Source organism: Pararhodobacter aggregans (assembly GCF_003075525.1).
Taxonomy (GTDB): domain Bacteria; phylum Pseudomonadota; class Alphaproteobacteria; order Rhodobacterales; family Rhodobacteraceae; genus Pararhodobacter; species Pararhodobacter aggregans.
Genome location: NZ_QDDR01000006.1, coordinates 242,783 through 269,207, shown reverse-complemented (window position 1 = coordinate 269,207; position 26,425 = coordinate 242,783). Strand labels below are relative to the sequence as shown.

Below are 26,425 nucleotides of genomic sequence, written 5' to 3'. Positions count from 1 at the left end.
TTTGGCCCGGAAGGACCCTTTCGGGTCACCGCGCGGTCGCGAGGGCCTTATCGATGGCTTGGGTCAGCCTCGGACCGATCACTTCGTCGAATCTCGCCTGCGCCCCGTCGAAAAAGCCAAGCCGCGGCTGGTAGACCGGCACCTTGTCGCTGAAGATCGCCAAGATCTCGATAGCACCTCGAGCCGCACGCGGCTTCCGCCTATAGATGCCCGGCGGGAGACCATGCTTCGGAACGAAATAGGACGCGCGACCTTTCGCGCGCTTCTTGGACCGCGCAGTCTCGTTCGCCAGTGGGTCACGCTGAGCTTGGAGTACTGACAACGCCTTATTGCGTTCCCCGTAATAGGGCCAGTTTCCGAACTCATCCAACTTCGCATTGTCGCCCGGAATCACCGTCCTCAGGATCCCGGCATAAGCCAGTCGCGACCCCAGCAACTTCTCGAAGCCGGTCTGGGGGCGCGGCCCCCCTCTCTCCTGAACCTTCAGATAGTGGTTCTTGCCGACCGAGGGCCGCTCGATGACCGAGGCAACCAGATTGCTGGGCTTCGCGCGCCAGACCATGAAGGCGTTTTTGGTGAACTTCACTGGGCGGTCGAAGACCACTTCCATGTTGCCGTGAACATGTTCGAGAACGTCCTTGGCCGCATTGGTCAGCGCCTCGGCGATGGCTTGCGGCATCTGCCTTTGCTCCAGGCGGCGCAGATCGGCCTCGAAGCGGCGGGTGTCGAGTGTGAACTCCAAAACCAACCCTCCGAAACGCAATGCGCCCGGCAGGGGATGATCCCTCCGGGCGCAGCTGTAGATGATGACAAAGAGATACGATCCGGCGGAGGTAAGCGTCAAGACCCTTTCTTCACCGGCCGGGAGCCGCTGCCCGCATGCGGTCGAGGGCGTCACCCACGGCCGCGTAGGCCTGCGCCCGGATATCGCCATAGACCGACCAGCCATGCGCTTTCAGGGCGGCGGTGACCGACTTGCCTTCGAGGCAAACCATATCGACGAGGCGACGGACCGGAATATCGCGCCGCGCGCCGGTCTCGCGCAGGACCTCCAGCGCCATCCCCGTCCCGATCGCCGCTTGCATCCGCCGGATCACCTCGCCCTCGGCCAGCACCGCGTCCATGAAGGCGCCACCGGCCGAGCCGCTGCCCCGCTGGGACTCGACCGATATGCAGCGCAGGCCGACCGAGGAATGCCGCTCGACCAGCATGGCATAGGTGCGGCCCGCCTCGATCTGGCCGGGCGTGAACGGAGCCTCGCCACCCCGCCGCGCCACCTGATGAAGCATGACGTCGAACACGTCAGCAGCCCGAGCCGCATCCCGCCCCCGGAACCCGTCATGCTGGACCTCATAGCCGGTTGCCGTGGGCCGCACGGCCTGAGGGGCGAAGGAAAGAACGCGACCGCGGGCCGGGGCGACCGGGATCTCGGGCCCGCAGCTTTCCGGCGCCCGCGCCGCGTCGAGCATGAACTGCAGGCGCTGGTCCTCGTCGTCGCCAGGACGGGCGATCCCGAGATTGCCGGCCAGTCGGCGCACCATAGCGCGCTTGATGCTGGCAATCTGCGCCACCGCCGCTGCCATCGTCGGGTCTTCCACACAGATTGAAACCATATCTTGTGCCCTTTCTCTTTCGCTCAACAGCTTCTTGAATTGCCACGGGAGGATAGGGAGGATGGGGTCACGAAACGGGAGGATGTTTCGCGCTTCGGGACGTTCATTTCCCTACTTGTTTTCAAAGCCTTACCTCCACCACCGGGAGGATGGGGAGGATAGGGAGGATAAATCCGGCCTTTGCGTGGAACACTTGGCCGCCCCTCTCGTCGCCAGACAAGACACGCGCACGCGCGCAGGCGCGAAACATCCTCCCTATCCTCCCCATCTTCCCAAGAGCCCAGCAACCCGTTGAAACCATGCGGAACTTCCCCCCGCACCCCTGTTTTCCATCCTCCCGCCCCTTGGGCGTCATCCTCCCCATCCTCCCGTCGAGGCCGAGACAAGGGGCTACGGGGCGGCGCCTCATTCGTCGGCCTCACTGCCGGAGGCGACGGTGAGGGCACGGCCCGAGCTGTCCTTGGGGGCGTATTCCCAGGCGCGCTTGAACGTGTCGGTGAAGCGGATCCCGTCGTAGCGCATGGTCGAGGCCTTGCGCTCGGTGAAGCGCTTGCCGGTCTTCTTCGAGACCCATCGTCGGGAGCGGTCTTTCAGGGCCAGGCTGACGGTGCGGTCCTTGAAGGCGCCCTCGGCCCGCTGCATCAGCCAGAAATGGAAGGCCAGCACCAGCTCGCGCGCCGGAACGCTGTCGGCCTCGTCGCCGGTGACAACGCAGGCATCCTCGAGGAAGGCGCCATAGGGATCGCTTTCGTCGCGGAACTCGCGGGTGGCGGCCAGCACGCTTTCGGGTGGCGCGAGACCGATCTCCAGATATTCCAGCAGCGCCGGCACCAGGTGGCGCGAAAAGATCGCGTCGCGCTCGGCGAAGAGGATCGCGTCCAGCTCGACCTTGGGGATCTGTTCCTCTTTCGGGATCTGCTCGGAGAAATCCACCAGCAACAGGCGCCGCCAGATGCCGTCGTCGGTGCCGCGGATGTCAGGCCGGTGGTTGCCGCTGAGCGTCAGCGAGAACCGCGGCAGGACTTCGAAGAAGTCCTTCTGGAACCCGCGGGCCAGAAATGGCTCCCCGCCGGTCAGCTCCTTGATCAGCCCCTCCTGCCAGCGCACCCCCTCATCCGGCTCGGACGCCCGCACCATCCGGGCGCCGACCAGCGGCAGCAGGTCGGGCGTCGCGTCACCGCCGCCGCGGCGATTGGTGCCGGTCAGGGATTCGATCTTGGCCATCGCGGCGTAGTCACCGGCGATCTTGGCCATCAGGTCGACCAGGACAGATTTCCCGTTGGCCCCCATGCCGTAATAGAAGCACAGGCATTGCTCCAAGAGCCCGGTCAGCCCCAGCGCCGACCAGCGCAGCAGGAACCGCCGCTTTTCCTCCGTCGGTTGAATCCGCTCGAAGAAGGCGTCGAACCTGGGGCATTCGGGATCCTCGATCAGCTTGACCGGCATGATCTTGGTCATGAGGAAGGATCGGTCATGCGCCAGTTCCTCGAAGGAGGAATAGCGCCGCCCGTCCTCGACATGCACGGAGAACCGCAGCACGCCGGATTCGGTGTTCAGGTCCAGGTGGCCCGCGTCCAATTCCTCGACGCGCCGGGCCAGCAGCACGCCGGCGGCGCGCGTCGCCGCCTCCATGCGCCCCACATTGCCCGAGGTATTGGCGAAACGGCGATGCGAGGCCCGCATTTCCGAAAGGCGCTTTTTCAGCTTGGAGATCGAGGCCAGCTGCGCCTCGATCGCCTTGATCCCGGCCGGATCCTCGGGCTTGCCGTCGTCGCCCGTCGTGCGCATCAGCAGCCCGAGGCGATCGAGCAGGCCCTCCTCGCTGTCGAGGACTTCGGTCTGCGCCGGGCTCAGCGACAGATGCCAGAGCTCGCGCTCGATCATCGAGCTGAGCTGCATCGCCCGCCGGGTAACAGTGATTTCGTCGCTGTCCTTGGACCAGACCCTGCCCGTCCAGGTGAACCAGCCGACCCGCGGCACGAACATCAGATCCTCGCCGAAATAGAGGACCAACCGTCGCCCGTTCCCGGTGTCGTTGAGCCGCTCTCGCGCGCCCTCGATCAGCAAGGCGCGCGTCGCGTCGTCGTCCCCCGGGGCTACGGGGTCGCAGCCGTCACCGACGGGCTCGAGCCCGTCGAATGCATCGTCTTCTTCTGCCATCAGCCTCGTCCTTGAAAGATCCCTCGCGGATCGACCCGGGCAAGGAATGCCCGGCGATCCTTGTCCGGCAGCGACGAAAACAGCGCGGCCAGAAGTCGTTTGCGCAGCGGCAGGCCCAGCGGCGCCCGGTCGAGCCGACGCAGCGCAGCGGCCGCGAATTCGCCCAGCTCGGCCTCGGAGGCGATGTCGGCCCAGAAGGCGGCATCCTCCCGCAGCCGGGTCAAAGGGTGCTGCCCCCCGGGCAGACCGGCGCCCAGATCCTCGAGCGCCGCCGACATCAGCGCCCGCGCGTCCTCGGGATGGGCACAGGCAATCGCCGCGGTCAGGCGCAGCGCGGCACCGCGCCGCCGCAGCTGCTGAGCGCCCGCCTCGGCCCGCGCGTCGGCCGCGATCTCTGCCGCGTCGGCTTCATCCCCGCGCGCCAGGGCCTCGGCCACCAGCGCCTCGGCCGAGGCAGCGAGACGGTGCCAGCTTGAGCCAAGGGACGTCACGGCCTCGGCTCGCCTGGGCTGGCCGACGGCGGGAAGGCCTTGGCAACGGCGATGCGCAACCGCGCGAGATCTGCGTAAGCGGAGGCAGGAAGCAACTCGGCATCGGCGGCGTGAAACAAGGTCGCCAAGGCGGCCAGGATTTCGCCTTCGGAAGGCGTGCAGATCCTGTCAGCCATGACCGACCCCCCATAGAATGACCATCCCGACGACGAGGAAGGCAGTGATCGCCCAAGGCAGCGAGTCGAGAGCCGGGCAAAGGCCCCTCAGCGCGGCCGAGAAGAAGACGACGAAGAAAGCGGCGGCGCCGAGGCCACCCGCCAGAACAACGGCACCAATCGCGGCCAGCATCATTCCAGCCCCCCGTAGACATGCACCGGCAGGTTGTAGGTCAGAGCGAACCGCAGATCCCGCCAGACCAGGGCGCAGCTGTCCCAGCCCGGAATCGCTGGCACCGCGATCAGACGCGCGGCGCTGAGCAACGGGTGGCTCCAGGCCCTCCAATAGGCGGCGTCCAGCGGATCGGGGGCTTCATCCTCCCGGTGCAGCGCCTCACGGGCATGGGCCATTTCGGCCATATCCACCGCCGGACAGACGGTCGTGACGCCGCAGGCCGCCAGCCGCAGCCGTTCGCGGGAGGCTTCGGTCGAGCACCCCACTGACCGCTCGAACCGCCAGGCGCCGCGGATCTGGACTTTCTCCAGGTACGGCGCCGAGACATAGACCAGCCCGGCCGCGTGTTTCGCGACGCGCTCAGGCCCCGACCCGGCGGTGACCAGGGCCGACCAGGGACCCCGAGGATTGAGGACCGGCTTCCAGTCGATCCGCGCTTCTTGAGGCACCCGCAGGGGCGCGGTTCCAGCCTTGCGCGACGTGCTCATGCCAGCCCCCAATGACCCGGATCACCGGCCGACAAAAAGCCCCCGGCGGCAGCAGCGCCGCCGGGGCAGTCCAACAGGGATGCGCGGAGACCCCGCCGCGCTCGGGTTCCCGGCTCCCAACCCGAGGAAAGCAAAACGGCGTTCATCACCGGGCCGAACCGCGGATCGGGACAGCGGCGACCGCGCCACCCTGCCCTTCCGCCCTGGCCATCAGCTGCGCCCGAAACAGCATCGCCGCAGTGACCATTTCGTCGATCTCGCGGATCTGCTGGCGGGCCTCGTGCGGCGTGTAGTCGCCGGGATCCCGTGAGCGGGCGGAATGAGCGTCAGCGTGCAGCGCCAGCACGTCCGAGAACTCGCGCGTCAGCTGGTGGACATCGGCCGCCAGGGCCCCGTCGACCGCGACCGGCTGGAACACCCCGCCCGCCAGCGCCGCAAAATGGCGCGCGATGGGCACGGCAGAGGCCGCTTTCATGCGCGCCAGCCGGTCGAGGTAATTCACCCCCAGCCCGCCCGGCCGGATCTCCTGCACCTCGGTCCCGTAGGACACGGACGACCCGGCGATGCCCAGATCCAGAGCGATGTCCTTCTGGTCGCCATAGGCGTCGTAGCAGGCCTGCACAGCCTCTTGGATGGTTCCGGGAATCGTGGCGCGGGTCATAGGCGGGTCCTGTGAAAAGCGGGCGAAGGGTTTCGCGTGACGGTCGGCGAGGAAAGGCGCACGGTCAGGGAAAGGAGTCGGTGATGAGGGGATTAGGAACTGGGGCGGAGAGCTGGGTAGAAATCAGCCAGTTCGACGCCAAACCCGAGTTCGTCGGACTTGGCGATGATTTCCGCCTTGGCATCGTCGGGCACCGACCCGCGAACCGACCAGCTGTGGACCGTGGACTTCGGCTTGCCGAGTGCTGCCGCCATGGGGCGAACGCCCCCGAACTTCTCTATGATCTGCGAAATATGTCCCATGTGCGCATTTAGCGCACACTTTCGAGCAATTCTCAAGCGCGAAATGCGGACGGACGCGGACGGCCGGGATGTGCAATATGCGGACATGAATGACGCAGACGACATCACCGCGCAGGTAAAGGCGCTCAGGGAGCGGGCCGGACTCTCGGTCCGCAAGCTGGCCACACGGATGGGCAAGTCTTCATCCGGCTATTCTCATTACGAGAGCCCGGATCGCTTCAAAGGCGGCCCATTGCCAGTGGCATTCGCAAGAGAGCTTGCAGCAGCGCTTGCACCGGAGGGCATCCCAGCTGGAGATGTGTTTCGGCTCACCGGCCTGCCGATTCCCGTCGCAGAGCAGACAGTGGCGGATCTAGTTAATGTCTACGACGTGCAGGCCAGCGCAGGGAATGGCGTCGTGGTTCACGACGAGCAAGCGGTGGCGCAGCTGGCCTTCCCGCCCGGATACCTCGCGCGCCTCACCAGCGCCAATCCTCGCGACCTGAAGATCATCTCGGTGAAGGGCGACTCGATGCTGCCCACGCTGGCCGACGATGACGTGGTGATGCTCGACATCAGTAAGCGCGACTTGTCCTATGACGGGCTTTTCGTCATCCGTGACGGCGGCGATGCGCTCCTGGTGAAGCGGATCGGCCGGGCGTCGCAGCGCGGTTTTGTAACGATCATCTCGGACAACCGGAACGTTTATCCGTCGGTCGAGAAGTCGCTGCAGGACATCGAGGTCGTTGGTCGAGTGATTTGGAGGGGAGGGAAGGTTTGATCCTCTCCGTCGTTGTTGCAGCGATCCTGATAGAGCAGTTTTCGCTACCCAGATGGTACTATGCCCTACTGGGGGCGGGATTCGCTTTGGACTATGCAGCAAGGGCCTTCCGAGATCGCCGCATCCTTGCAGCCATCCAGGAACTGCAGCAGAAATTGAGCAAGACGGAAGGCGAGATTGAGCGAGCGAACCTGACGCTGCAGGTGCTTAACGAGGAGAGCATCGAGACCAGCGCCGCGGTTCGCAGTGTCGAGGGCCGGATTCGGGCAGGTGAGCTTTGACCGCCCGCGCCGAGCGGAGGTAAGGGGTAACAGTGTGAAGTCGCAGACGGAACTGGATTGGATCGCCAAACACAACGAGCGCGTGAAGCTGCGAACCAGCTTCTTCAACACGGTGGGGATTGGTCTGATCGGCTTCGGATTCTTGAGACCGCTGGCAGAAGGCACCATATCTTTCTGGAACGAGCCGTTAACGGAAGATCCACGTCAGTATGCAGATATTATTCAGCAGACCGCAGATCTGATCAGGGCTTGGGAGGCCGCTGGAATGAGGGTAGTCCCCGATGATCCTGACCAAGGCTTTCTCGGCATGTTGGTGCCGGACTGGCTCCAGTTCATGCCGTCTTGGGTCTACTGGATTGCAGCGGGACTGGCCTTTCATGCCGTTGCGGTCTATAATCTGGGCAACCTTCGGAAGGAGAAGAAGTCATGACTTGGTTTGAATTCCTCGTCCCGCTCGTGCTTCTGATCTTCGCCATCCTCTCTGTCTTCCAGTCTCGCTGGGAGGCCGGGCGTCTTGAGAAGAAGCTGCAAGAGCTTGCTCGGGATAAAGCTGCCGCGACCCCGGCAGAGTGATCCGCACCGTTGAACGACGAAAGCCCCGCCCTGCGCGGGGCTTTTTCATGCGCGCCACCACGACGCTGACCCAGGCAGGGCAGCAGACGATTCGCGATGCGAACAGATCTGATGTCCGCAATTGAACGCAAATTGCGTTGACATAACGTCCGCACTATGCGCACATTTCCTTCATCGAGCCCCGCCGCCGAAGACGCCCACCCCGGGCAGATCGCGGCCCAACGATGGAGCCCCGCCATGCCCAACCCCCTCCCCGCCATCGTCGCCGATCCCGTCGCCCGCCGCCGCTGGATCGCCTGGCGCGCCCGCCTGCGTGAGCGCCGTCAGCGGAACTTCCCCTTCCGCACCTGCCGGGGGGTCGCGTGATGAATGCCGATCTTGCCCACGCGTCCGACCTGATCGCCGAAGTGTTTCCCCGCCTGGAGGGGTGCTTCCTGGCCGCCGATACGATGCTGATCGACCTGCAGATCGACAGCCAGGACAAATGGCGGCTGGTGCTCGCGATCGAGGAAGACCTCGGCTGCGACATCGACGACGCGACGGCCGAGGGGATCTTCACCATCGGCAACCTCGCCCAGGTGATCGCCGCGCGCACCGCCCTTCCCCGGGGGCCCGTCGACAACCCGGCCCTCTACCGCGACGCCGAGGCCGACGGCGCGGCCCTGCTGCCGGGGCATGCCGCATGAACGCCACCGCGCATGGCGCCCTCGCCCTCATGCCCCGCGCGGGCCAGCTAGTCGCCGCCCGTCAGCAGTTCGAGGACCATTCGGCCGGTGCCGACACCCGGGCCGACGCCGCCCGCATCATGATCGAACTCGGCACCGCCTTCGACCAGGGCCGCGCCCGCCGCTTCCTGCGCGACCTCGGCCGCCCCGTCTGATCCCGCCCGCGCCGTTGACGCCTCTCCGGCGCGCACCTGCCCCGGCGGCCACCGTCCCGCCGCCGGGGCCCTTTCATCCGCAGAGGTTCCCATGTCCCAGTCGCCGCCTTCGGGCAAAGACCACCCCATTGCTCGGGCCACAGTCCTGGATAACCGACCATGACCACACGCACAGCACCCGAGCTGCTGACACCCGACGAGGCCGCCGGCATTCTCCGCGTCTCAACCAAGACGCTGCGCCGGATGCGCAACCGCGGCCTTTCCTTCGTCATGCTGACCAGCGGCACGATCCGCTATAGGCTCGACGACCTCACTCGGTTCATCGAGGGGCAAACATGCCATACCGCCCGAAAGGCACGCGCAACTGGCACTACGACTTCCAAATCCGGGGTCGTCGATTTCACGGCAGCTGCGGCACAGATGACTTCGAAGAAGCGAAAGCGGTAGAGGCCGCCGCGCGGGTCAAAGCGCGCTCGGCGCCAGCCGTCACCGGGCGCTTCACCCTGTCCGAGGCCCTCGGCACCTACGCGGCCGACGTCACAAACGGCCAGCCCTCGGCCGGGACCACCCTGAGCCAGTTTCGGGCCATCCTGGCGGTGCTGGACGGGTCGCGGCCGATGGCCGACCTGACCAACGCAGACCTGATGCGCTTCGTCGCGGTGCGCCGGGCCGAGGTCTCGGACTCGACGGTCAACCGCCAGCTGCAGGCCCTGGGCAGAGCCCTGCGGCACATGGAGAAGATCCACGGCGCCACGATGCCGGCCATCGACATCAAAGCCCTGCAGCGCGCCGAGCCCGAGGAGCGGGTGCGCGAGCTGCAGCTGGCAGAGCAGGAACGCCTGCTGCAACACCTGCGTCTGGATCTTCATCCCCTGGTGAAATTCGCCCTGATGACGGGCGCCCGGCTGTCGACGATCATCGAGCTGCGCTGGTCGGATATTGACCTAGACACCGGCCGCATGGTGTTCCGGTTAAAGGGCGCCCGCACTATGCGCTTCCCGATAAGCCCCGAGATCCGCGCCCTGCTCACCACCCTGCCTCGCTCGGACCAGGCCGCCGATCGACCCTTCGTCTTCACCTATCTCGACCATTCGTCGAAGAAGAAGCCACGCCGACGCATCCGCCAGAACAGCCATGTGTTCAACGATTTCAGGGCGGCCCTGGCAGCTGCAGGGATCGACGACTTCCGTTTTCACGACCTGCGGCACACCTTCGCGACCCGGCTTCTGAGGCAGACCGGGAATATCAAGCTGGTGTCCCGCTTGCTCGGGCATACCACCGTCGAGACGACGAGCCGGTACGCGCATGTCCTGGACGATGATCTCGCCGCCGCGCTGGACGGGTTCAGCGTGCTCACAAATAGCGAGCGGCGCTCGCGGAAGGCGCGACATCAACGAAAGTGAACGTCACACTTGGAGCACACAGGAAAAACGATCTAACTTTGCTGGCTATTACGTTAAACGCTTGATGCGACCGCCAATTGGACCCTTGTTCAAGACAACATAAAACAGACACCGATGCCAATCTAGCCCCCAGCTACTCCCAACTTCCTGCCGCGGAGACGAAGCAAACTTGGATGAAGAATTAAAGTCGTCTCTTCTTTCAGCCATGATCTGCAGTAAATTGACTGATCGGACCCGACATTATCAAGTGCATCGCAAACATCAGAAATAGTAGCGATAAACCTCTCACGCAGGGGAGCGTCCAGAAAATCCATATGCGTCTCCGCACATAAGATTAGCGAAAATGCATAAACTTCCAGCGCACTACGGTCCTCGCGCCATGCCGATCGGTCGGCGCTAAAACTGATATCTAAGGAACTAGCCTCAAGAAGATCGCGCCCAACGTGATAAGTATCTAGATGAAGACCTCCTTCAAGCCTCATTAGTCCAGAAGCGATCGCGCGCGCTAATTTATAGCTCTTTCCAGATTTCGCATCCGAACCGATGATAAATCGAGAGGCATCCCTAAGCATTTCCCGGCTATCGGACAGAATTCGTACCGATTGACCAAAACCTGCCAATTTGTTCCCCCAAAGCCGCAAACCAAATCTCTCCACTGCAGACCAGTTTACGCGGCAATCCAAGTCAAAAGCCAACTTACATACGTAAGGCGAAGTGGCCTGCTTAGAATAGAGCCTTTCAAGCGTCCGATGGACTACGTCGACAACCTCTCCATTTGCGGAAATCATTTCGAAGGTCGAATCCCGGCGCATCTTTCTAAATGCCACCTCAAGAACGGCCAACTGAGATACAGTCTCGACTTGGTCCAATTGCTCTGTACAAATATTAAGGATATTATTCCGCAACGGGCTTGAGGTACACAACAAGCGCAAAGGCCCAGAAGGATCGCTGGAAAAAATCGCGGGCTTGGCCAACACGGAAACAAACTCAGAGAGTTGATCCCCGTTCGGCAAGAGATAGCCAAGACTATCAAGACAAAAATCAACTAGCTCTGTACATGACGGGCGGTCTCTTAGGCTTTCAGTCAGAGCCTCTGCTACTTTTGTCGATGCAGCACGCTTGTTGTTTGTCCTAATTTGAAGAGCCAAATGGGTTGGCAGAGATCGTTGCCCCTCAACGACGTGCATCAGACAATTTCGCACCAAGGCACCAGTTTCCTCAAACTCTGTATCTAGATACTTCGCGTAGAAGTATTCCAGAAATGTGCGGTGTGTGAACTCGAAGATATTCTCACCAACCTCATGCAAGATCCAAGCACGACCAGTCAAGTGCCCAACCATATGCTCGGCGGCGGCAGCAGCTCTACCCTCGCGATTGTCTACGTAATCGGACCTAAAGAAATCTCGAGCCTCCCTCTGCAGATCATCCCGTCCGATAGTTCCGCCGTATTCTTCATTTTCATACAGAAGAGCGGATAGATGCTTGAACAAATCAAACAGCCGATAGCGTTCAGGAAGATCTGGAGTAATATCTCTATACTTGTCCCATTGATCAAAAAGCAAGTCGGCACAAAATGCGTAGAGACTCGCTCTGTTGTCAGGAATCTCGCTCTTCTTATCATAAATGATCACGATTAAAGTGAGAAGAAGGGGACTCCTAATTAGTTCGCTTGCCTTCTTTCGAGCATCGAGCAAGAACCCCTGAAGCCTAGAGTTTACTTCACCATCGGGTCTCTTCAGAACCGTTCTGGAGACATTTCGATAGATTTTCTCGATTGCACTGTCAGACAGATAGTCAACACCCAAGTGGGTGAAGCCATCTAAAGGCTGAGTTTCATATCCTACGTAGCGCGATGTGACAAGAATCTGACAAAGCGGAAACTCCTTCCTGAAGGAAGCGATCTCTTGAACGACCCGCGCTCGATTGGATGGCGTCAAGACTTCATCCAACCCATCAGCAACGAAAAATACAGCTCCGATACGTAGATGATAAAGAACAGAAGAGGTCAGGTCCCGCTGATCTGCATCAATCACAGTCGACGTCACACTATCAACAATATAGTTCCGCAATGAAAGTCGATCATCTTCTACGGCGTTTGATATGTAAGTTCGCAGCTGAATGTAGATAGGTAGCTTTGTCTGCCCCTTGAGGTATCGATCACAGCATTCCAGACAGAGCTTCTTTGATAGAGTGCTCTTCCCGCCTCCTGGGTCCCCAAGCAGTACAGTATTGCCAATTAGCTCTAAAGTTCCACTCCAATCGTCAGAAACTCGGTGTCGGGATATATTTTTCCTAAGATCCTGATAAGGATTAAAATTTCGCTTACGATCAATGTAGCTAACAGGCATATCGACGTAGATATCATCCAGAGAGACCTGAACGACGTCACCTGAAGAACCATGTACGTCAACAGAGTCTACCGTTCGCTTAAGAGCACGAACAAAATTCTTGAGCGGATCGCTGTCTTCTTTGATTCTTCTTGCGATGAACGCAGCACTTACGTCGCTGTTGTCAATCCAATCTCCATCTTTCGTTTGTAATTTTTGAACTACGGAGTTCAAGGTCCCATCTGCGCGCCGGGCTTCATCGTCTCGTCTTTTCCGAAATTCAGCTCTTATGCTTGCAGGAGCGTCCTTAGACTCCTGCTCGACGGACATATCGTGTGCGGTTTTCAAGCAGGTTCCGAGGACCTCTGCAAAATCCGAAGACTCTTTTACGTTCGAAGCCCCACGCGACTGATGAACATATTCAACTATCGCAAGAGCATTTCTTTTATCCAGCTCTGACCCGAATATGGGAACCAAGTACTCAATCAATTTAGAATTAGCAATGTCTATTAGAGCTGCGTTTGTCGCTGGCGTCAGGGAGCTAAAATTTCCAATTGCTCTCGTTAAGGCATCCAGAAGGACGTCGTTCTGGGTATTCGATTCTCTATTGTTGAGGCTTTGCCTCATCCTGAATGGAAGAAGAAATTTCTTGGCGAACAGCTTTGATACCTGTGCCGCGACGGCCGATAGGCCGTTAACGATAAGACCTTCTGAGACAGGCAAGGTGAGTTCCTTTAGGCGGTTTCACGTATCCTGCACTTCTACGTTGCGCCACTCAACTACTTTCGTCACTTCAATTGATCCAGATCTTCCCGCGGGCGTAGTTCGTTGGCGTTTCAGTGGCGCATTCCTCCTTAGGCGAGGTTGCTGTGATAGCAAGAGACCAGCCAATCGCCAAGACGGTGCGCCCATAACCTGGGCAGCGATCTGACTGACGCACCAATTGGATTCAGCGTACTCACGATCAGCGAGCCTCGCAGGCTGAGGGCGCGTCCCGGTTGAAAGTGTCTAGGAGCGGCGTTCGACTATATGGGGCGGAGAGCGGACCTACGCCGGCGCGGCAGCGGCAGCAAACCGTTGGAGCCTCCACTCGCGAAAACCGCAACGAGACGGCGGTCAGTCGCGCCGAGGGGCAGAAAGCGGCCTTAGCGCGAGACAGTGTAGTCGTTGCAGGATCCCGGCAAGACAGCCCTTCGATTACGGCGCGAGAGCGTTCCACGCACTCAGTCGCCGCAGAGGGCTAGATGCGCTCCCGGGTATTGCGAGCGTTCAACCGCTCAGTTCTCGTCTTCCTGCGGCCAATCCTCTGGGACCAACGCGGGGGGTTTAGTCCATGGTATTTCGATGAGTGCGTCCTGAAACCACTGATCACGGAGGTTCGCATGCTCTGTGACAATCAGTTGGAAGCCTGGAACATCGTCTTGGGTGAACTTCAACAACAACTCGAACAGCCGGCGTACCGCATTGAGGTCGGCGTCTGATTCTGTTTTCTGCACTGAACCATCAGCGTCCTTATAGACCTGTTCGGAGGGGAAGTAGACTTGGGTTGGTTGGTCGATCAACAGGAAGCGCGGAATTGGACGGTTGTTCTGCGCCGCGAATAGGTGCAGGGCGAGGAGTGCTGACAGATGGTAAGCCAAGTGGTTCTCGCCACCGCCAGTCCTTTCCATCGGCACGGGCCGTTCGGGCCGATCAAAAACGATTGTCAACCGCGCCAGATTGAGCCGTGCAGGGTAAAGAGCGAACTCTGCATTGAACTTCTGGATGTATCGCGACACCTGTGCGGAAATGTTGTTGAGGATCGAGGTCAGGCGTTCATTGCTGTCGTCAGCGCCGATCTTCTCCTCAAGCTGCCTAACTTTATTTTTGAGCCGGCGATTCTCCGATTCCAGTTTGGCGAGATCCTCATTCGGGAGAAGCGTCTCTAGGAACAGGCTGATACGGCCGACCACGCGCGCGGCCGCATTGTTGCGGGTGCCCATCTGGGCGATGACTTCGTTGGCCGAGATTGCAGCGGATAGCTCCGCTTCCCTCTGCTTGATCTCGCCCGCGATCCCATCCGCTTTGCCGGTCAGTTCGGCAAGGTAGGCTTCGAGCTTGGGACGCTGGCCGGTAGCGATGCGCAACTCTTTGTCGAGCGATTGCAATTCATTGAGCAGAACTACCGCCACCGGGGATTCCAATGCCAAGTTTTGCTCGCTAAACGGCCATTGCCATTCGCCACTGTCTGGGTTCTTCGGCAGTGCCTTGATTGAGGCCAGCCGATCTATCTGTTCGGCGGCCTCGCTTTCATAGCCGCCCGCCCGCTTGGCGAACTGTCGCGCCGCGTCAATCCGGGCCTGCGTATCACGGCGATCCTGACGCAGTTGGGCCAGATCATCTTCCAGAAGCGAAACGCGACTGCCGTCGTCGTCCGGCAATGTTTCGGGCTTCCACGAAAGCGCCAATCTCAATGCTTCGACGATCCCGTCTGCCTTTGGATTCTCGTCGGTGTTGCCGATGACCCCGACCGCCTTGGCTTCCGAGTGGAGGCCGATAGCTTGTTCATGTGACGTGTCGACGGCGTCGCGCGCCAGCTCCAGCTTCTTGTTGCTGACCCTCAGATCGCTCTGCGCTAAGCGCAGCTTGCCTTCCAGTTCGAAGCGATCTTGGGAGGAAACGCCAAGTAAGATTGGCAACGTGTCGCGGATTGCCTGCGGTTGGAACGGCTCGTTTTGGCGATAGAAGAGTTGATCTTTGTTGGCGACCAGCCCCTGCTTCTGGAAGAGGTAATAGAACGTGTGCTTGACGTTCGCGTCGTAGCTAACTCGGCTATGCTCAAGCGCGACTTCCGTGCGGTTCTCGGGAATTCCAAGAAAGCGCGACAGCAGTTCGACGATGCTGTCATCATCAGTGTTGACAGCCATATCCTCGAACTCGGGGACCTGCAATTGGGAACCCCTTCGCAACATCGCCGTGCTGCAGCTGGCGCCACCGCTAGGCGGGGTCGGCTTGGCAACAAGCACCTGTTCACTCTCGAACTGGTAGATCACGGCGAACCAAGACACTTTGTCCCGAATGATCCCTTCTGGGACGGTGAACGAGGAACGTCCCATGCAGTATTCGATAATCTCAGAGAGCGCAGATTTGCCGGTGGATGAGCGACCGGTAATGACGTTGAGTCCGTCGACCTTGAACCGGAGGTCACGGCGCTGGCCGTCATGGCTGTAGATGTGGATGGATCTTATCTTCATGGACGAATCCCGAAAGTTGTATAAACGGTCGCCCGATCGGCGATGCGCGCAAATTCCCTTCCGACGATCCTCGCTACCTTCTGGCAAGTAACGGTTTCGGCGGTTCCATCGACGGTCTTACGTACCTTCTTGGGTACGGTCCGAATACGACCTTCCTCCTCGACGACAACACAACCTCGTTCCATCAGCAGTCCAAACCCCTCGAAGGCATACGGCAACATCTGTGTAATCCGGTCGGCAAAGCCCACCACGATGTGCTGATTCTTCTCTGCGGTCTTGAGCAGGTAGCTGCGTGGACTGCGGGCGATCACCTCGCGCGAATCCTTATGTAAGCACAGCGGCAGCACAAGCAGCGACAGCGAAAATGGCATACCGCGATCGTCTTCTTCCTCGTAGCCGTGCAGGGCACGGAACAGGACCAAACCGCAGAATGCCGGATTGAAAAGGTTCCGAATTTCAAAGGGGCGCTGGTCCCATCGTTTCAAGAGGCCACCTCCAGGACATTGCCAAGGCGCTCGAGGAATCTCGGATGCCAATAGACCTTGGGTGCGGGGGTGGAATCTGCCAAAATGTGGAAACTGCCGCGAAGGACATACGGCTCCGTCACCCGTGCGCGAATGCGAAGAGATTCGATCTTGCCAGTCTCAAATTCCGCCCAGTTGTAGAGAGTCGCGCCCGCTTCGCGCAACGCATCCTCCAAGCTGTCGTCTTTCAGTTTCTCGAAAACGACGTCCTTATAGCGATCCCATTCATCGGTGAGGCGATCTTCGTAGTCCTCAACCTCTCCCAACACGAGCAGATTCTCGCGCGCCCAGGCCGATCGTTGTTCAAACGCCCTATAATAATCCAGAATCGCGCGCCTGATCCGATCGGAGGAAATGCCAATCTCGCGCAGCTGCGCCACGAACAAGCGAGGATCTGTACCAGTGTCAATCTCGTCGGCAGGCCGCTTTCCTCGGAAGGTGATAGGAAGGTTGTCTTCCCTGTACTCCTCAGCGAAGCTAGAGAGTTTGTCCGACACTTCGTAGCCGAAGATCCCTTCAGGCCTGGCGCCGGTCAAATGTTTGATCACTGCATCGGTCCACCAGCCCTCCAGCCTCTCGAAGACGAACTCGCGGTGGTCACGCCGGATGGGCCGCATGTACTTGTCCCTGATTAGCGCCGGGATGTCGCCTATGCGTGGGCTGCCATCGAGGATCAGGATGCGCTCGAGAAAATCCTGCTTCTCGAAGTCACTTAGTTCGTTGAACGCCATGGCGATCGGCGCGATGAGCTTTGAATTCGATTCAGCAAGCGTGGCATCGGCCAATTCGGTCAGTGTGGTTGCGTCGCCGGAAGCGACGGTCTGATCTGGGAGAAGCCGAGCAAGGAACGAGCCGGATGACACCGTGGCGGTGGTGAACAGGAAGAACCTTAAGTTCGAAGCAGCGCGGCCGTCCCGCTTGTACCGAGCCAGCCAGACGTTGATGGACTTCCAGAAATCCGTCGACAGGTCAGTCAACCTATCTCCAATGGCCTTGTGTTTGAGTGAAGCCAAGGATTTGGCCCCGTCGCCATCGACGAAATCGAGGTCATCGTCCTTTTCGAGGCAAACAGCCGTGTCCTCTGGCAACTGCAGTAAGTGCAGCAGGGCAAGACGCGCCTGATAGATGTACCCTAGACCTTGCTCGCCAGCAGAAAACTTGTCGGGACGCGCATCGGCCATAAACAGTTCCTCTGGTTTATTCCCGGCACGCTGAGTCTAACGATGAACACGCGGCTCTAATCTTTCGCCTGCCTGACGTCACCGTTACCGAATGTGTAATCCAAATCAATGGGACAGTTTCCCTCAGAAGTCGTCAAATGGAGGAACCTGGCGATGTTCACAACCTTAATCGCGTACCACCGTGACCGAGCGGCAGCTTCAGGAGCCGATGCCTCACAGCGCCAAGCGTGATCGAGCGGCGGCTCTGAGCCGTACAGCTGACCTTTGGTAGGCACGACAAACGACCGGTTCAGGATCAAGCTGCACGCAGTCAACTCCCGGAGAAATCCCCACAGTACATTTTTTTATGTTTCTATTTCAATATACTAATAGAGTTCCCGCAGGCTTCCCAAGCTGAACGCGCAGGTTCGATTCCCGCTACCCGCTCCAATCCTCTCCTGGAGAATTGCGTTCCTTGCCAGGCCCTTCGTTGAAGGCCTAACCGGCCACGGCGACGCCAGGACCGGGACATTGCACCAGCCTCCCCCCGAACCTAACCCACCACAGCCCCTATTCCTCGTCGATCTCCTCGATCAACGCGTCGGGCAGCGGGCGCTGCAGGGCCTTGGCTTCGCGCCAGGGGGCGTCGAGCCAGAGGGACATCTCGGCGGGTTCGACCAGGATCACCGGCATCGCCTTGGGATGGACCCGGGCGACCACCGCATTGGGCGGGCAGGTCAGGAAGCCGAAGAGATCGTCGACCGTCTCACCCTCCTTCAGCTTCCGCATCGAGCGCCATTCGGGCACCCAGAGGCCCGCGAAGAAGGCCGGCGCCGCGACCGTCACCCGGTACCAGGCATTGCCCGCGCCCCTGCCCGGCCGCGGCTCGGCGAAGCGCTCGACCGGAACGAGGCAGCGATGCGCCGTCCCCAGCCAGGGCCGCCAATGGGGCGAGGCCATGTTGCGCAGATTGGTCACGCCCCGGTCGATCCCCGAGGGGCTGTGGTATTGCGGCGGCGAGGGCAGGCCCCAGCGCGCCAGTCGCAGCACCGCCCCGTCGGCGCCGCGCGTCACGATCGGCGCCATCCGGTCGGGATAGACATCGCCGGGCTCGACATTGCCGGCCCGGTTCCCGAGATCGGCGAAGAGCTTGCGGATGGCCTCGACGGCGGTGGTCTGGCGATAGAGATTGCACATGAACGCCTCCCTCTGGCCCCAGGATAGCACGCGGCGGGGCTGGCCGATCAGCCCCCCTCAGGCGAAAAGCGGCGCCATCGAGCGGGCGAAAGCGTCGGATTTCAGCCAATCGTGCAACAGCCCGAAGGCATTGCGCGCGATCCGCTGGCGCAGCACGGCATCGGCGCAGACCCGGCGCACGACCTCTTCGAAATCCGACAGGTCCCAGGCGAGCGGCACATAGGTCTCCCAGGGGTGGAAGATGTCGGGTGCGGTCTCGATATGGCTCATGTCGGGCTTCAGCAGGACCGCCCCCGCCATCACCGATTCGTAGTCGCGCCAGCAGACCTCGCCATAGCCGAAGGGCGAGAATCCCAGTTTCGAGCGCGCCATCTCGACCATGAAACGCGGCAGGGGCACGCCCTCGCCCTTGACCACCGCCAGATCCGCCACGGTGTCCAGGGCCGCCTCGGCCTCGCCGCGCATGCCCTGATACCAGGGCGTGCCGCCGACCGCGAAACGGGCGTGCAGGTCGATGGGCCGGGCACCGCCCGGCATCCGGCCCAGCAGCGCGGGCAGGATGTTCGGCGCGGTGGCGAAGGACGGCCCCAGCACCAGCTTGTCCCAGAACCCGGGCGGGACCTCGAACACCTGTTCGGGCTCGGCGATGCCATAGCGGCGGTTGTAGAAATCGGTGAGGTTGGTGTCGCCCAGTGTCGGACGGCCATAGGCCGCGCGGTCCCTGAGCAGGTGTTTCTTCACGTAGAGGTCGACCAGCGGATCCATCCGCGCTGCGTTGCGCAGATCGGTCGGCGCGAACCAGTCGAGGCAGACGATCCGCGCCCCGGGGTTCTGCGCGCGCAAAAGGCCCACCAGCCTGTGCAGATCGTCATCGGCGATGTCGAAGGGCGTCTGGAAGGCCACGACCGTCGCCCCGCTCGCCACCGGCTTCTCACCGCGCAGAATGGCCCAGGTATCGGCCTCGCGCACCTCGGCGCCATAGAGGCGTTTCAGGTCGCCCGCGTAATGGTGGAAGGGATAGACCTGCGATTGCGGGATCCGCTCGGGCTGGGTGACCAGCAACAGCCGCTCGCCCGCGCGCCCGGAAAAGCCCGAGGCCATCGCCGCGGCCCGCGCCTTTTCTGCCCGCCGCCGCCGCGCATAGAGCCGCAGCCGGTTCGCCAATACCTCACCCGCCATGGATCTCGCTCACCACATCCTTGCCCTTGGGCGCCGCCTGCCGGAGCCGCGCTTCCAGCGCCATCAGCCGCCGCGCCTCGGCCGCATCCATGCCGCTCACCATGTCGCGGTGCATCCGCAACACATCCGAGGGCGCCCGTTTCAAGGGCGTCCGCGCCAGCGCCGCCTGCATGCCGGCCAGCGCCCCGCCCTGCCCGGCCAGTGCCGCGATCCTCAGCGAATCCAGCGTGTTGGTCAGCCGGTGCACCCGCAGCCGCGGCAGAGGCTGATTGCGGAAGCCCGAGGCGAAGGGAATGTCCTTGAACGCTGGATAAGCGCGGAAGATGGCGTCGTCGTGCAGCTTCTGGTCGCAGGTCACCGACCAGGGCAGCGACAGGCCGAATTCGACGAAATCGGGGTCCAGATAGGGGCAGAAGACCATCGCCGCCCCGCCCATCACCGCCGTCGAGACGAAGGAAATCTCGCGCCGCGTGCGGTGGTAGAACCAAAAGGCCTGATAGGGGTCGGGCGCTGCGTCATAGGCGCGGACCTCCTCGGCGATGCGGGCGATGGCCGCGTCGTCCAGATCGGGCGAGAGCCAGGAACCGGCCCCGCCGCGATGCCCTTCGCGGCTGATGACGCCGCCGTGGCCCTCGGCCATGCCGCGGGCGATGCCCTCGTAATCGCCGCGCCGGGCGCGCTCCATGAACCCTGCCGCCCAGTCGTCAGGATTGGTCAGGATATCGCCGCCGATCCCGTCCACGGCGGCGTAATCCGACCCGCTGAGGAAATCGTGCATCGGCATCATCTGCGCGTGTTCGTCGGCACAAAGCTGGGTCATCAAGAGCGCCCGCACGGCGTCGCGCATCCGGTAGCGCGGATGGCCCAGGATCGAATGCCTGACGCCGACCCGCTCGGCCACCGCGCGGGCCGCCTGAACCTCGGCATTCAGCACCCGCCCGCCGTGATGGAAGGTGACGCAGGTGTCGGGCAGCCGGCCCTGATGCGCCATTTCCAGCAGGATATGCCGCGAATCCCGCCCGCCCGAGAGGGGCAGCGCGATGGGCCCGTCCCAATCCTGCAGGAAGCGGCGGATGACGGCGCGGGGCAGTTCGATGAACCCCTCGACCGCCTGTTCGCGGCTCACCTCCAGCGACTTCGGCGCCGCCGGGCCGCCGCTGATGGCGCCGCGACCGGCCTGCCAGTCCAGCCGCCCGTCGGGGGGCAAGACCTTGATATGCTTGAAGGGCGTGTCGCCGCCGACAAAAAAGCCGACGCGGTGGAAAACGGCCAGCGCCACAGGATCGACCTCGGCATCCGCGCCCGCCGCGAGCAACTGGAAGATCGAGGGCGAGACGCCGACCTGCCCGCCCTTCTGATAGACGAAAAGCGTGAAATACCCCAAAGGATCGACCCGCGCCGTCAGCCGGTCGCCATCCCAGGTCCATTCGCCCCAAAGCCCCCGAGGCCGCGCATCGCCCGGCACCCGCATCCGGTGCCCGACCAGCGCCGAGGACGTGCCCGCAACCCGCGTCTCGCCGCGCTGGTGGTCCAGGAACAGATAGGGCGCCGCCGCCCCGGCATCGATCCAGGGGTTCGACTCGACCAGCGTCGAGCCGGGCACAGAAGCGTCACGTGTCATACTGTCTTTCACTGCCCGATCCCGGATCTGGAGCGCCCCTCGCGCCGCCCGGGTGCCGTGCAAGGCTAGGCCCCGCGCCGCCTCCGGGCAAGCGGCCTCAGGCGCCGAAACCGCCGTAATTGCCACGATGGAAAACCAGCGGCACGCCGCGCCGGTGCCGCGCCGCCAGCACGCGGCCGACGACGATGGCGTGATCGCCGCCGTCATGCACCGCTTCCCTCGCGCATTCGAACACCGCCAGGCAACCCGGCAGCACCGGCACGCCCTGCGCGTTGACCGCCACGCCCGGCAGGTCGAAATCATGCCCCTGCCGGGCGAAATGGCGGCCCAGCTCGAATTGCTCGGCCCCCAGCACATGGATGGCGAAATGCCCGGCCTCGACGAAAGCGTCGAAGCGGCGCGAGAAACGGCCCGGAGACCACAGCACCAGCGGCGGCGCCATCGACAGCGAGGCGAAGGAATTCGCGGTGATCCCCAAGGGGCCGATCGCCGATTGCGCGGTTATCACCGTCACGCCGGTCGCGAATGCGCCCAACGCATCGCGGAAGTCGCGTTCGGTACCCGGGCCGGGGACGAAACTGGGGGGCTCGGTCGGGTCGCTCATCCGCTCCGCGCGTGCAAAACTCATCGGGGTGTTCCTAGCCTGTCCTGCCCCCTGTTTACCAGTCAAAGAGGGCCAATTTACGGCAAGATAATCCGCCCGGCGCCGGGGTCGAGGCTCGACGGTAGCAGCCGGGGCCCGGTCCTCGACAAGACCTGACCATTTGGTTAAGAAAGGGGCTTCCTTCGCGGCGGGGGCATTTTGTGCAACCGCCGCGTGCCCATTTCCTTCCCTCACTCGCCACCACCGGACCCAACCCATGCCCCGCAAGATCATCATCGACACCGACCCCGGACAGGACGACGCCGTGGCGATCCTGCTGGCTCTGGCCTCGCCGGAGCTGGAGGTGCTGGGCCTGACCTGCGTCGCGGGCAACGTGCCGCTCTCGCGCACCCAGCGCAACGCGCGGGTGGTCTGCGAACTGGCCGGGCGGAGCGGGGTGAAGGTCTTTGCGGGCTGCGACCGGCCGCTGGCGCGCCCGCTGGTCACGGCCGAACATGTGCATGGCAAGACCGGCCTCGACGGCGCCGACCTGCCCGAGCAGGTGATGCCCCTGCAAGAGGGCCACGCGGTCGATTTCATCATCGAGACGGCGCGCGCCCGGGACGGGATCACGCTGGTGGCCATCGGCCCGCTGACCAATATCGCCGCCGCCCTGCGCAAGGCCCCCGACATCGCCGCCCGGATCGACGAGATCGTCATCATGGGCGGCGCCTATTTCGAAGTGGGCAACATCACCCCCGCGGCCGAGTTCAACATCTTCGTCGACCCCGAGGCCGCGGCCATCGTTTTCGCCTCGGGCGTCCGGCTGACGGTGATGCCGCTCGACGTGACGCACAAGGTGCTGACCACGCGGCCCCGGATCGAGGCGCTGCGCGCGCTGGGCCCGGTGGGCGAGGTGGTCGCCGCCTGGACCGATTTCTTCGAGCGCTTCGACCGGGAGAAATACGGCTCGGACGGCGCGCCGCTGCACGACCCCTGCACCATCGCCTGGCTGATCCGGCCCGAGCTGTTCTCGGGCCGCCAGATCAATGTCGAGATCGAGACGCAATCGCCCCTGACGCTGGGCATGACCGTGGCCGATTGGTGGGGCGTCACCGACCGGCCGAAGAATGCCTTCTTCGTCGGCTCCTGCGACGCGGACGGGTTCTATGCGCTGTTGACCGAGCGGTTGGGACGGCTCTGAGGCGGGCGGTGCGTGCAAGCACGCACCCTACGAGGCGGTTCGCGAGATCGGCGCCGGTCAGGCGCCCGTAGGGTGGGATTTCATCCCACCAACGCCCAGCCCGGCGACCATCCCCCGTAGGGTGCGTGCTTGCACGCACCACCCGGCCCGACCTCACCGCCGGTTTATCAGCACCAGCCCCGCCACCAGCAGCACCAGCGCCACCGGCGTGACCCAGGTCACCGCCTCGCCCAGCACCAGCCAGCCCAGAAGCGCGCTCAGCACCGGGGTCAGGAAGCTGAAACTCGCCACCGTCGAGGCATAATATTTCCCGATCAGCCAGAACCAGGTGACGAAGCCCAGGCAGACCACGCCCACCGCCTGCACCACCAGCATCACCGCCTGCGTCAGGTCGAAGTCCCGCACCAGCGGCAGCCCGAAAAGCGGCGCTGTCGCCGTCAACAGCACCGCCGAGACCAGCACCTGCCAGAAGATCTGCGCCTCGGCCGAAGCCGTGCCGAACCGCGTCTTGCGCGACACGACCACCACGCCCGCCCAGCACATGCCCGCGACGATGGCCGCCAGATCGCCCAGGATCCCGCCCTCGCCCGCGCCGCCGCGCCCGGCCACGGTCAGCACCACGCCCGAGAACCCCAGCACGAAGCCGAGCGCCCGTTTCGGGGTCAGCCGCTCGCCCGGGAACAGGAAATGCGCGGCCAGCGCCAGCCAGATCGGCATGGCATAGAACAGGGACGAGGCCCGCACCACGCTGGTATGATCCAGCGCCAGGAACAGGAACAGGAACTCGCCCGAGAACAGGAGCCCCGCCAGCACCCCCACGCCCCAAAGCTCCAGCCGCGGCGACAGCCCCCTGAGCCGCATCCAGAGCACCAGGAACACCAGCGCCACGATCGACCGCACCCCGGCGAAAAACGCTGGCTGCAACCCCTCGTTTCCCAGCTTGATCAGCAGGTTGTTGGCGCCAAACAACAGGGCGAGCCCCAGCATGAGCCAGAAGCCCTGCGTATCGAGCGGTCGGCGAGTGGGGATTGTCATGATTTCCTGCACAGGTTAAGGGCGCACAGGTAAGCCCCCGTGCCCGATGGGGTCAAGCCCCCCAAGCCCCGGCAGGAGAACGCCATGTCCACCCTTCGCGGCCCGCTGCTGATGGTCGCCGCCATGGCCGGTTTCGCCATGCAGGACGCGATCATGAAGGATCTCGTGACCCGCATCCCGCCGGGCATGGTGGCGCTCTGGCTCGGCATCGGCGGGGCGCTGGCCTTTTCGGTGGCGCTCTGGCGCAAGGGCGAGCCGCTCTTTGACCGCCGGGCGCTGAAGGGGGCGGCCCTGCTGCGCAACGCCTGCGAGACGGGGGCGGTCATCACCATCCTGCTCTCCGTGGCGCTGGTGCCGCTGTCGGTCATGTCCTCGATCCTGCAGGCGATGCCGCTGGCGGTCACGCTGGGCGCTGCGCTGTTTCTGGGCGAGAAAGCCGGCTGGCGGCGCTGGACGGCGATTCTGGTGGGGTTTTTCGGCGTCATGCTGATCCTGCGCCCGGGGACCACGGGGTTTGACGCCGCCGCCCTCGTGCCCCTCGCCGCGGTCTTCTTCCTCTCGACCCGTGACCTTGCCACCAAGCGCCTCGATTCCGGGATCTCGTCGCTGCAGGTCTCGGCCTGGGGCTTTGCCGCGGTCATCCCCGGCGGGCTCTTGCTGTTGGCGATGCGGGGCGAAAGCCTCGTGGTGCCCTCGGCGGGTGATGCGGCGCTGCTCACGCTCAACGTGGTGGTCGGCATGACCGCCTATGTCATGCTGGTCCTCTCGACCCGGACCGGCAATATCGCCACCACCACGCCCTTCCGCTATGCGCGGCTGGTCTTTTCCATGGGCCTTGGCGTGGTCCTGTTCGGCGAGCGCCCCGATATCTGGACCCTGACCGGGTCGGTGGTGATCGTGGTTGCCGGGCTCTACACCCTGGTGCGCGAGATACAGCTCGGCCGCCGTCCGGTGCCGACCGCCGAGACCCCGACCTTACCCTGAGCGGTAACGGCAGCGGTAACGGCCGGACGGCGCCCTTTCAACGTCCCCGGCCCTGCCGTATAGAGGCCCCAAGCAATCACCAAGGGGCCCGCCATGACCACCATTCTCGACATCATCGGCCGCGAGATCCTCGACAGCCGGGGCAACCCGACGGTCGAGGTCGACGTGATCCTCGAAGACGGCTCGATGGGCCGCGCGGCGGTGCCCTCGGGCGCCTCGACCGGGGCGCATGAGGCCAACGAGCGCCGCGACGGCGACAAGGCCCGCTACATGGGCAAGGGCGTGCTGCACGCCGTCGCCGCCGTGAATGGCGAGATCGCCGAGATGCTGGTCGGCACCGATGTGACCGAACAGGTCGGCATCGACCGCGCCATGATCGAACTCGACGGCACGCCGAACAAGGCCCGCCTCGGCGCCAACGCCATCCTCGGCGTCTCGCTCGCCTGCGCCCGCGCCGCGGCCGAGGCCTGCGCCCAGCCGCTTTACCGCTATGTCGGCGGCACCTCGGCCCGGCTCCTGCCGGTGCCGATGATGAACATCATCAACGGCGGCGAACACGCCGACAACCCGATCGACATCCAGGAATTCATGATCATGCCGGTCAGCGCGGACAACATCCGCGACGCCGTGCGCATGGGCTCGGAAGTCTTCCACACGCTGAAAAAGGAACTGACCGCGGCGGGCCTCTCGACCGGCCTCGGCGACGAGGGCGGGTTTGCCCCGAACCTGTCTTCGACCACCGCCGCGCTGGACCTGATCCTGAAATCCATCGAGAAAGCGGGCTACAAGCCCGGCGAGGACATGTATCTGGCCCTCGACTGCGCCTCGACCGAGTATTTCAAGGGCGGCAAATACGAGATGGTCGGCGAAGGCCTGTCGCTCAGCTCGGAAGAAAACGCCGAGTATCTGGCCAAGCTCTGCGCCCAGTATCCGATCATCTCGATCGAGGACGGCATGGCCGAGGATGACTGGGACGGCTGGAAGATCCTCACCGACAAGCTGGGCGGCAAGGTGCAGCTGGTGGGCGACGACCTCTTCGTCACCAACCCGCGCCGTCTGGCCGATGGCATCAAGGCCGGCGTCGCCAACTCGATGCTGGTCAAGGTCAACCAGATCGGCACCCTGACCGAGACGCTGCAAGCCGTCGAGATGGCGCATCGCGCGCGTTATACCAATGTCATGTCGCACCGCTCGGGCGAGACGGAGGATTCGACCATCGCCGACCTGGCCGTCGCCACCAATTGCGGGCAGATCAAGACCGGCTCGCTGGCCCGCTCGGACCGGCTGGCCAAGTACAACCAGCTGATCCGCATCGAGGAAATGCTGGGCGACGTGGCCGAATACGCCGGCCGCTCGGTCCTCAAGGCCTGAGACCC

Annotated in this window: 30 protein-coding genes; 12 read left to right on the top strand and 18 right to left on the bottom strand. The window is 63.0% G+C overall.

The annotated features are described in order from the left end of the window. Positions 1-25: 25 nt before the first annotated feature. The 9 genes from DDE23_RS13385 to DDE23_RS25320 all read right to left on the bottom strand — a co-directional run bounded on the left by DDE23_RS13385 (position 26) and on the right by DDE23_RS25320 (position 6,105). A complete protein-coding gene (locus DDE23_RS13385; protein ID WP_107752240.1) occupies positions 26-844 on the bottom strand; it encodes a hypothetical protein in 819 nt (272 codons plus the stop codon). A gap of 10 nt (positions 845-854) precedes the next feature. Then, positions 855-1,613, bottom strand: a complete 759-nt coding sequence (locus tag DDE23_RS13380) for a hypothetical protein (RefSeq protein WP_133239572.1) — start codon at positions 1,611-1,613, stop codon at positions 855-857. Between the two features lie 405 nt (positions 1,614-2,018). Further along, on the bottom strand, positions 2,019-3,773 hold the full coding sequence (locus DDE23_RS13370; protein WP_107752237.1) for a DNA primase family protein: 1,755 nt from the start codon (positions 3,771-3,773) through the stop codon (positions 2,019-2,021). Further along, positions 3,773-4,264 carry a hypothetical protein gene (locus tag DDE23_RS25560; RefSeq protein ID WP_238149978.1) on the bottom strand — a complete coding sequence of 164 codons (492 nt, stop codon included), beginning with the start codon at positions 4,262-4,264 and terminating at the stop codon, positions 3,773-3,775. Before DDE23_RS25560 ends, DDE23_RS13370 begins: the two co-directional genes overlap by 1 nt. Next, positions 4,261-4,440, bottom strand: a complete 180-nt coding sequence (locus DDE23_RS13360) for a hypothetical protein (protein WP_107752236.1) — start codon at positions 4,438-4,440, stop codon at positions 4,261-4,263. The genes DDE23_RS25560 and DDE23_RS13360 overlap by 4 nt, the downstream gene beginning before the upstream one ends. Beyond that, the gene (locus DDE23_RS13355) at positions 4,433-4,615 is read right to left on the bottom strand and encodes a hypothetical protein (RefSeq protein ID WP_107752235.1); all 183 of its coding nucleotides are present in this window, start codon (positions 4,613-4,615) and stop codon (positions 4,433-4,435) included. Before DDE23_RS13355 ends, DDE23_RS13360 begins: the two co-directional genes overlap by 8 nt. Then, entirely contained in the window at positions 4,612-5,142 is a 531-nt protein-coding gene (locus tag DDE23_RS13350) for a DUF1937 family protein (RefSeq protein WP_107752234.1), read from the bottom strand. The genes DDE23_RS13355 and DDE23_RS13350 overlap by 4 nt, the downstream gene beginning before the upstream one ends. Before the next feature lie 145 nt (positions 5,143-5,287). Then, positions 5,288-5,803: a hypothetical protein gene (locus DDE23_RS13345; protein WP_107752233.1), complete on the bottom strand. Its 516-nt coding sequence runs from the start codon at positions 5,801-5,803 to the stop codon at positions 5,288-5,290. Positions 5,804-5,895: 92 nt separating this feature from the next. Continuing rightward, the gene (locus DDE23_RS25320) at positions 5,896-6,105 is read right to left on the bottom strand and encodes a carph-isopro domain-containing protein (protein WP_170121857.1); all 210 of its coding nucleotides are present in this window, start codon (positions 6,103-6,105) and stop codon (positions 5,896-5,898) included. An 85-nt stretch (positions 6,106-6,190) separates the two neighbouring features. On the opposite strand from DDE23_RS25320, the gene DDE23_RS13340 reads away from it, so the two are divergent. The 9 genes from DDE23_RS13340 (at position 6,191) to DDE23_RS13310 (ending at position 10,002) form a co-directional block, all read left to right on the top strand. Then, positions 6,191-6,865 carry a S24 family peptidase gene (locus DDE23_RS13340; protein ID WP_238149977.1) on the top strand — a complete coding sequence of 225 codons (675 nt, stop codon included), beginning with the start codon at positions 6,191-6,193 and terminating at the stop codon, positions 6,863-6,865. Then, on the top strand, positions 6,862-7,146 hold the full coding sequence (locus DDE23_RS13335) for a hypothetical protein (protein ID WP_107752232.1): 285 nt from the start codon (positions 6,862-6,864) through the stop codon (positions 7,144-7,146). The genes DDE23_RS13340 and DDE23_RS13335 overlap by 4 nt, the downstream gene beginning before the upstream one ends. A 34-nt stretch (positions 7,147-7,180) precedes the next feature. Then, the gene (locus tag DDE23_RS13330; protein ID WP_107752231.1) at positions 7,181-7,576 is read left to right on the top strand and encodes a hypothetical protein; all 396 of its coding nucleotides are present in this window, start codon (positions 7,181-7,183) and stop codon (positions 7,574-7,576) included. Next, positions 7,573-7,719 carry a hypothetical protein gene (locus DDE23_RS25090; protein WP_157958024.1) on the top strand — a complete coding sequence of 49 codons (147 nt, stop codon included), beginning with the start codon at positions 7,573-7,575 and terminating at the stop codon, positions 7,717-7,719. The genes DDE23_RS13330 and DDE23_RS25090 overlap by 4 nt, the downstream gene beginning before the upstream one ends. A gap of 237 nt (positions 7,720-7,956) precedes the next feature. Beyond that, positions 7,957-8,085: a hypothetical protein gene (locus DDE23_RS25720; RefSeq protein ID WP_272947879.1), complete on the top strand. Its 129-nt coding sequence runs from the start codon at positions 7,957-7,959 to the stop codon at positions 8,083-8,085. After that, the gene (locus DDE23_RS13325) at positions 8,085-8,405 is read left to right on the top strand and encodes an acyl carrier protein (protein WP_107752230.1); all 321 of its coding nucleotides are present in this window, start codon (positions 8,085-8,087) and stop codon (positions 8,403-8,405) included. Before DDE23_RS25720 ends, DDE23_RS13325 begins: the two co-directional genes overlap by 1 nt. After that, complete coding sequence (locus DDE23_RS13320) at positions 8,402-8,599, top strand: hypothetical protein (RefSeq protein ID WP_107752229.1); 198 nt, start codon at positions 8,402-8,404, stop codon at positions 8,597-8,599. The genes DDE23_RS13325 and DDE23_RS13320 overlap by 4 nt, the downstream gene beginning before the upstream one ends. 159 nt (positions 8,600-8,758) lie before the next feature. Then, entirely contained in the window at positions 8,759-9,046 is a 288-nt protein-coding gene (locus tag DDE23_RS25855; protein ID WP_107752228.1) for a helix-turn-helix domain-containing protein, read from the top strand. Then, entirely contained in the window at positions 8,935-10,002 is a 1,068-nt protein-coding gene (locus DDE23_RS13310) for a tyrosine-type recombinase/integrase (protein WP_107752227.1), read from the top strand. Before DDE23_RS25855 ends, DDE23_RS13310 begins: the two co-directional genes overlap by 112 nt. 122 nt (positions 10,003-10,124) lie before the next feature. Here DDE23_RS13310 and DDE23_RS13305 read toward each other — a convergent pair whose 3' ends face one another. The 8 genes from DDE23_RS13305 to DDE23_RS13270 all read right to left on the bottom strand — a co-directional run bounded on the left by DDE23_RS13305 (position 10,125) and on the right by DDE23_RS13270 (position 21,871). Further along, positions 10,125-13,052, bottom strand: coding sequence for an NACHT domain-containing protein (locus DDE23_RS13305; RefSeq protein ID WP_133239571.1), 2,928 nt, complete (start codon positions 13,050-13,052; stop codon positions 10,125-10,127). Positions 13,053-13,606: 554 nt separating this feature from the next. Continuing rightward, positions 13,607-15,562 carry a DUF3732 domain-containing protein gene (locus DDE23_RS13300; RefSeq protein WP_107752226.1) on the bottom strand — a complete coding sequence of 652 codons (1,956 nt, stop codon included), beginning with the start codon at positions 15,560-15,562 and terminating at the stop codon, positions 13,607-13,609. Next, positions 15,559-16,047 (bottom strand): three component ABC system middle component, encoded by a 489-nt coding sequence (locus tag DDE23_RS13295; protein WP_107752225.1) that lies wholly within the window; start codon positions 16,045-16,047, stop codon positions 15,559-15,561. The genes DDE23_RS13300 and DDE23_RS13295 overlap by 4 nt, the downstream gene beginning before the upstream one ends. After that, positions 16,044-17,267: an ABC-three component system protein gene (locus DDE23_RS13290; protein ID WP_107752224.1), complete on the bottom strand. Its 1,224-nt coding sequence runs from the start codon at positions 17,265-17,267 to the stop codon at positions 16,044-16,046. Before DDE23_RS13290 ends, DDE23_RS13295 begins: the two co-directional genes overlap by 4 nt. A gap of 549 nt (positions 17,268-17,816) precedes the next feature. Continuing rightward, complete coding sequence (locus tag DDE23_RS13285; RefSeq protein WP_107752223.1) at positions 17,817-18,443, bottom strand: SOS response-associated peptidase; 627 nt, start codon at positions 18,441-18,443, stop codon at positions 17,817-17,819. 57 nt (positions 18,444-18,500) lie between these two features. Beyond that, complete coding sequence (locus DDE23_RS13280) at positions 18,501-19,622, bottom strand: glycosyltransferase family 1 protein (protein ID WP_107752222.1); 1,122 nt, start codon at positions 19,620-19,622, stop codon at positions 18,501-18,503. Further along, positions 19,612-21,243: an asparagine synthetase B family protein gene (locus tag DDE23_RS13275; protein WP_133239570.1), complete on the bottom strand. Its 1,632-nt coding sequence runs from the start codon at positions 21,241-21,243 to the stop codon at positions 19,612-19,614. Before DDE23_RS13275 ends, DDE23_RS13280 begins: the two co-directional genes overlap by 11 nt. Before the next feature lie 97 nt (positions 21,244-21,340). Then, a complete protein-coding gene (locus tag DDE23_RS13270; protein WP_107752220.1) occupies positions 21,341-21,871 on the bottom strand; it encodes a flavin reductase family protein in 531 nt (176 codons plus the stop codon). 232 nt (positions 21,872-22,103) lie between these two features. On the opposite strand from DDE23_RS13270, the gene DDE23_RS13265 reads away from it, so the two are divergent. Then, positions 22,104-23,030 (top strand): nucleoside hydrolase, encoded by a 927-nt coding sequence (locus DDE23_RS13265; RefSeq protein WP_107752219.1) that lies wholly within the window; start codon positions 22,104-22,106, stop codon positions 23,028-23,030. A gap of 153 nt (positions 23,031-23,183) precedes the next feature. Here DDE23_RS13265 and DDE23_RS13260 read toward each other — a convergent pair whose 3' ends face one another. Beyond that, positions 23,184-24,065, bottom strand: coding sequence for a DMT family transporter (locus tag DDE23_RS13260; protein WP_107752218.1), 882 nt, complete (start codon positions 24,063-24,065; stop codon positions 23,184-23,186). Positions 24,066-24,149: 84 nt separating this feature from the next. Between DDE23_RS13260 and DDE23_RS13255 the strand changes: the two genes are divergently transcribed. Next, positions 24,150-25,049 (top strand): DMT family transporter, encoded by a 900-nt coding sequence (locus DDE23_RS13255; protein ID WP_107752217.1) that lies wholly within the window; start codon positions 24,150-24,152, stop codon positions 25,047-25,049. Positions 25,050-25,142: 93 nt separating this feature from the next. Further along, positions 25,143-26,420, top strand: a complete 1,278-nt coding sequence (gene eno / locus DDE23_RS13250; protein WP_107752216.1) for a phosphopyruvate hydratase — start codon at positions 25,143-25,145, stop codon at positions 26,418-26,420. Positions 26,421-26,425: the final 5 nt, after the last annotated feature.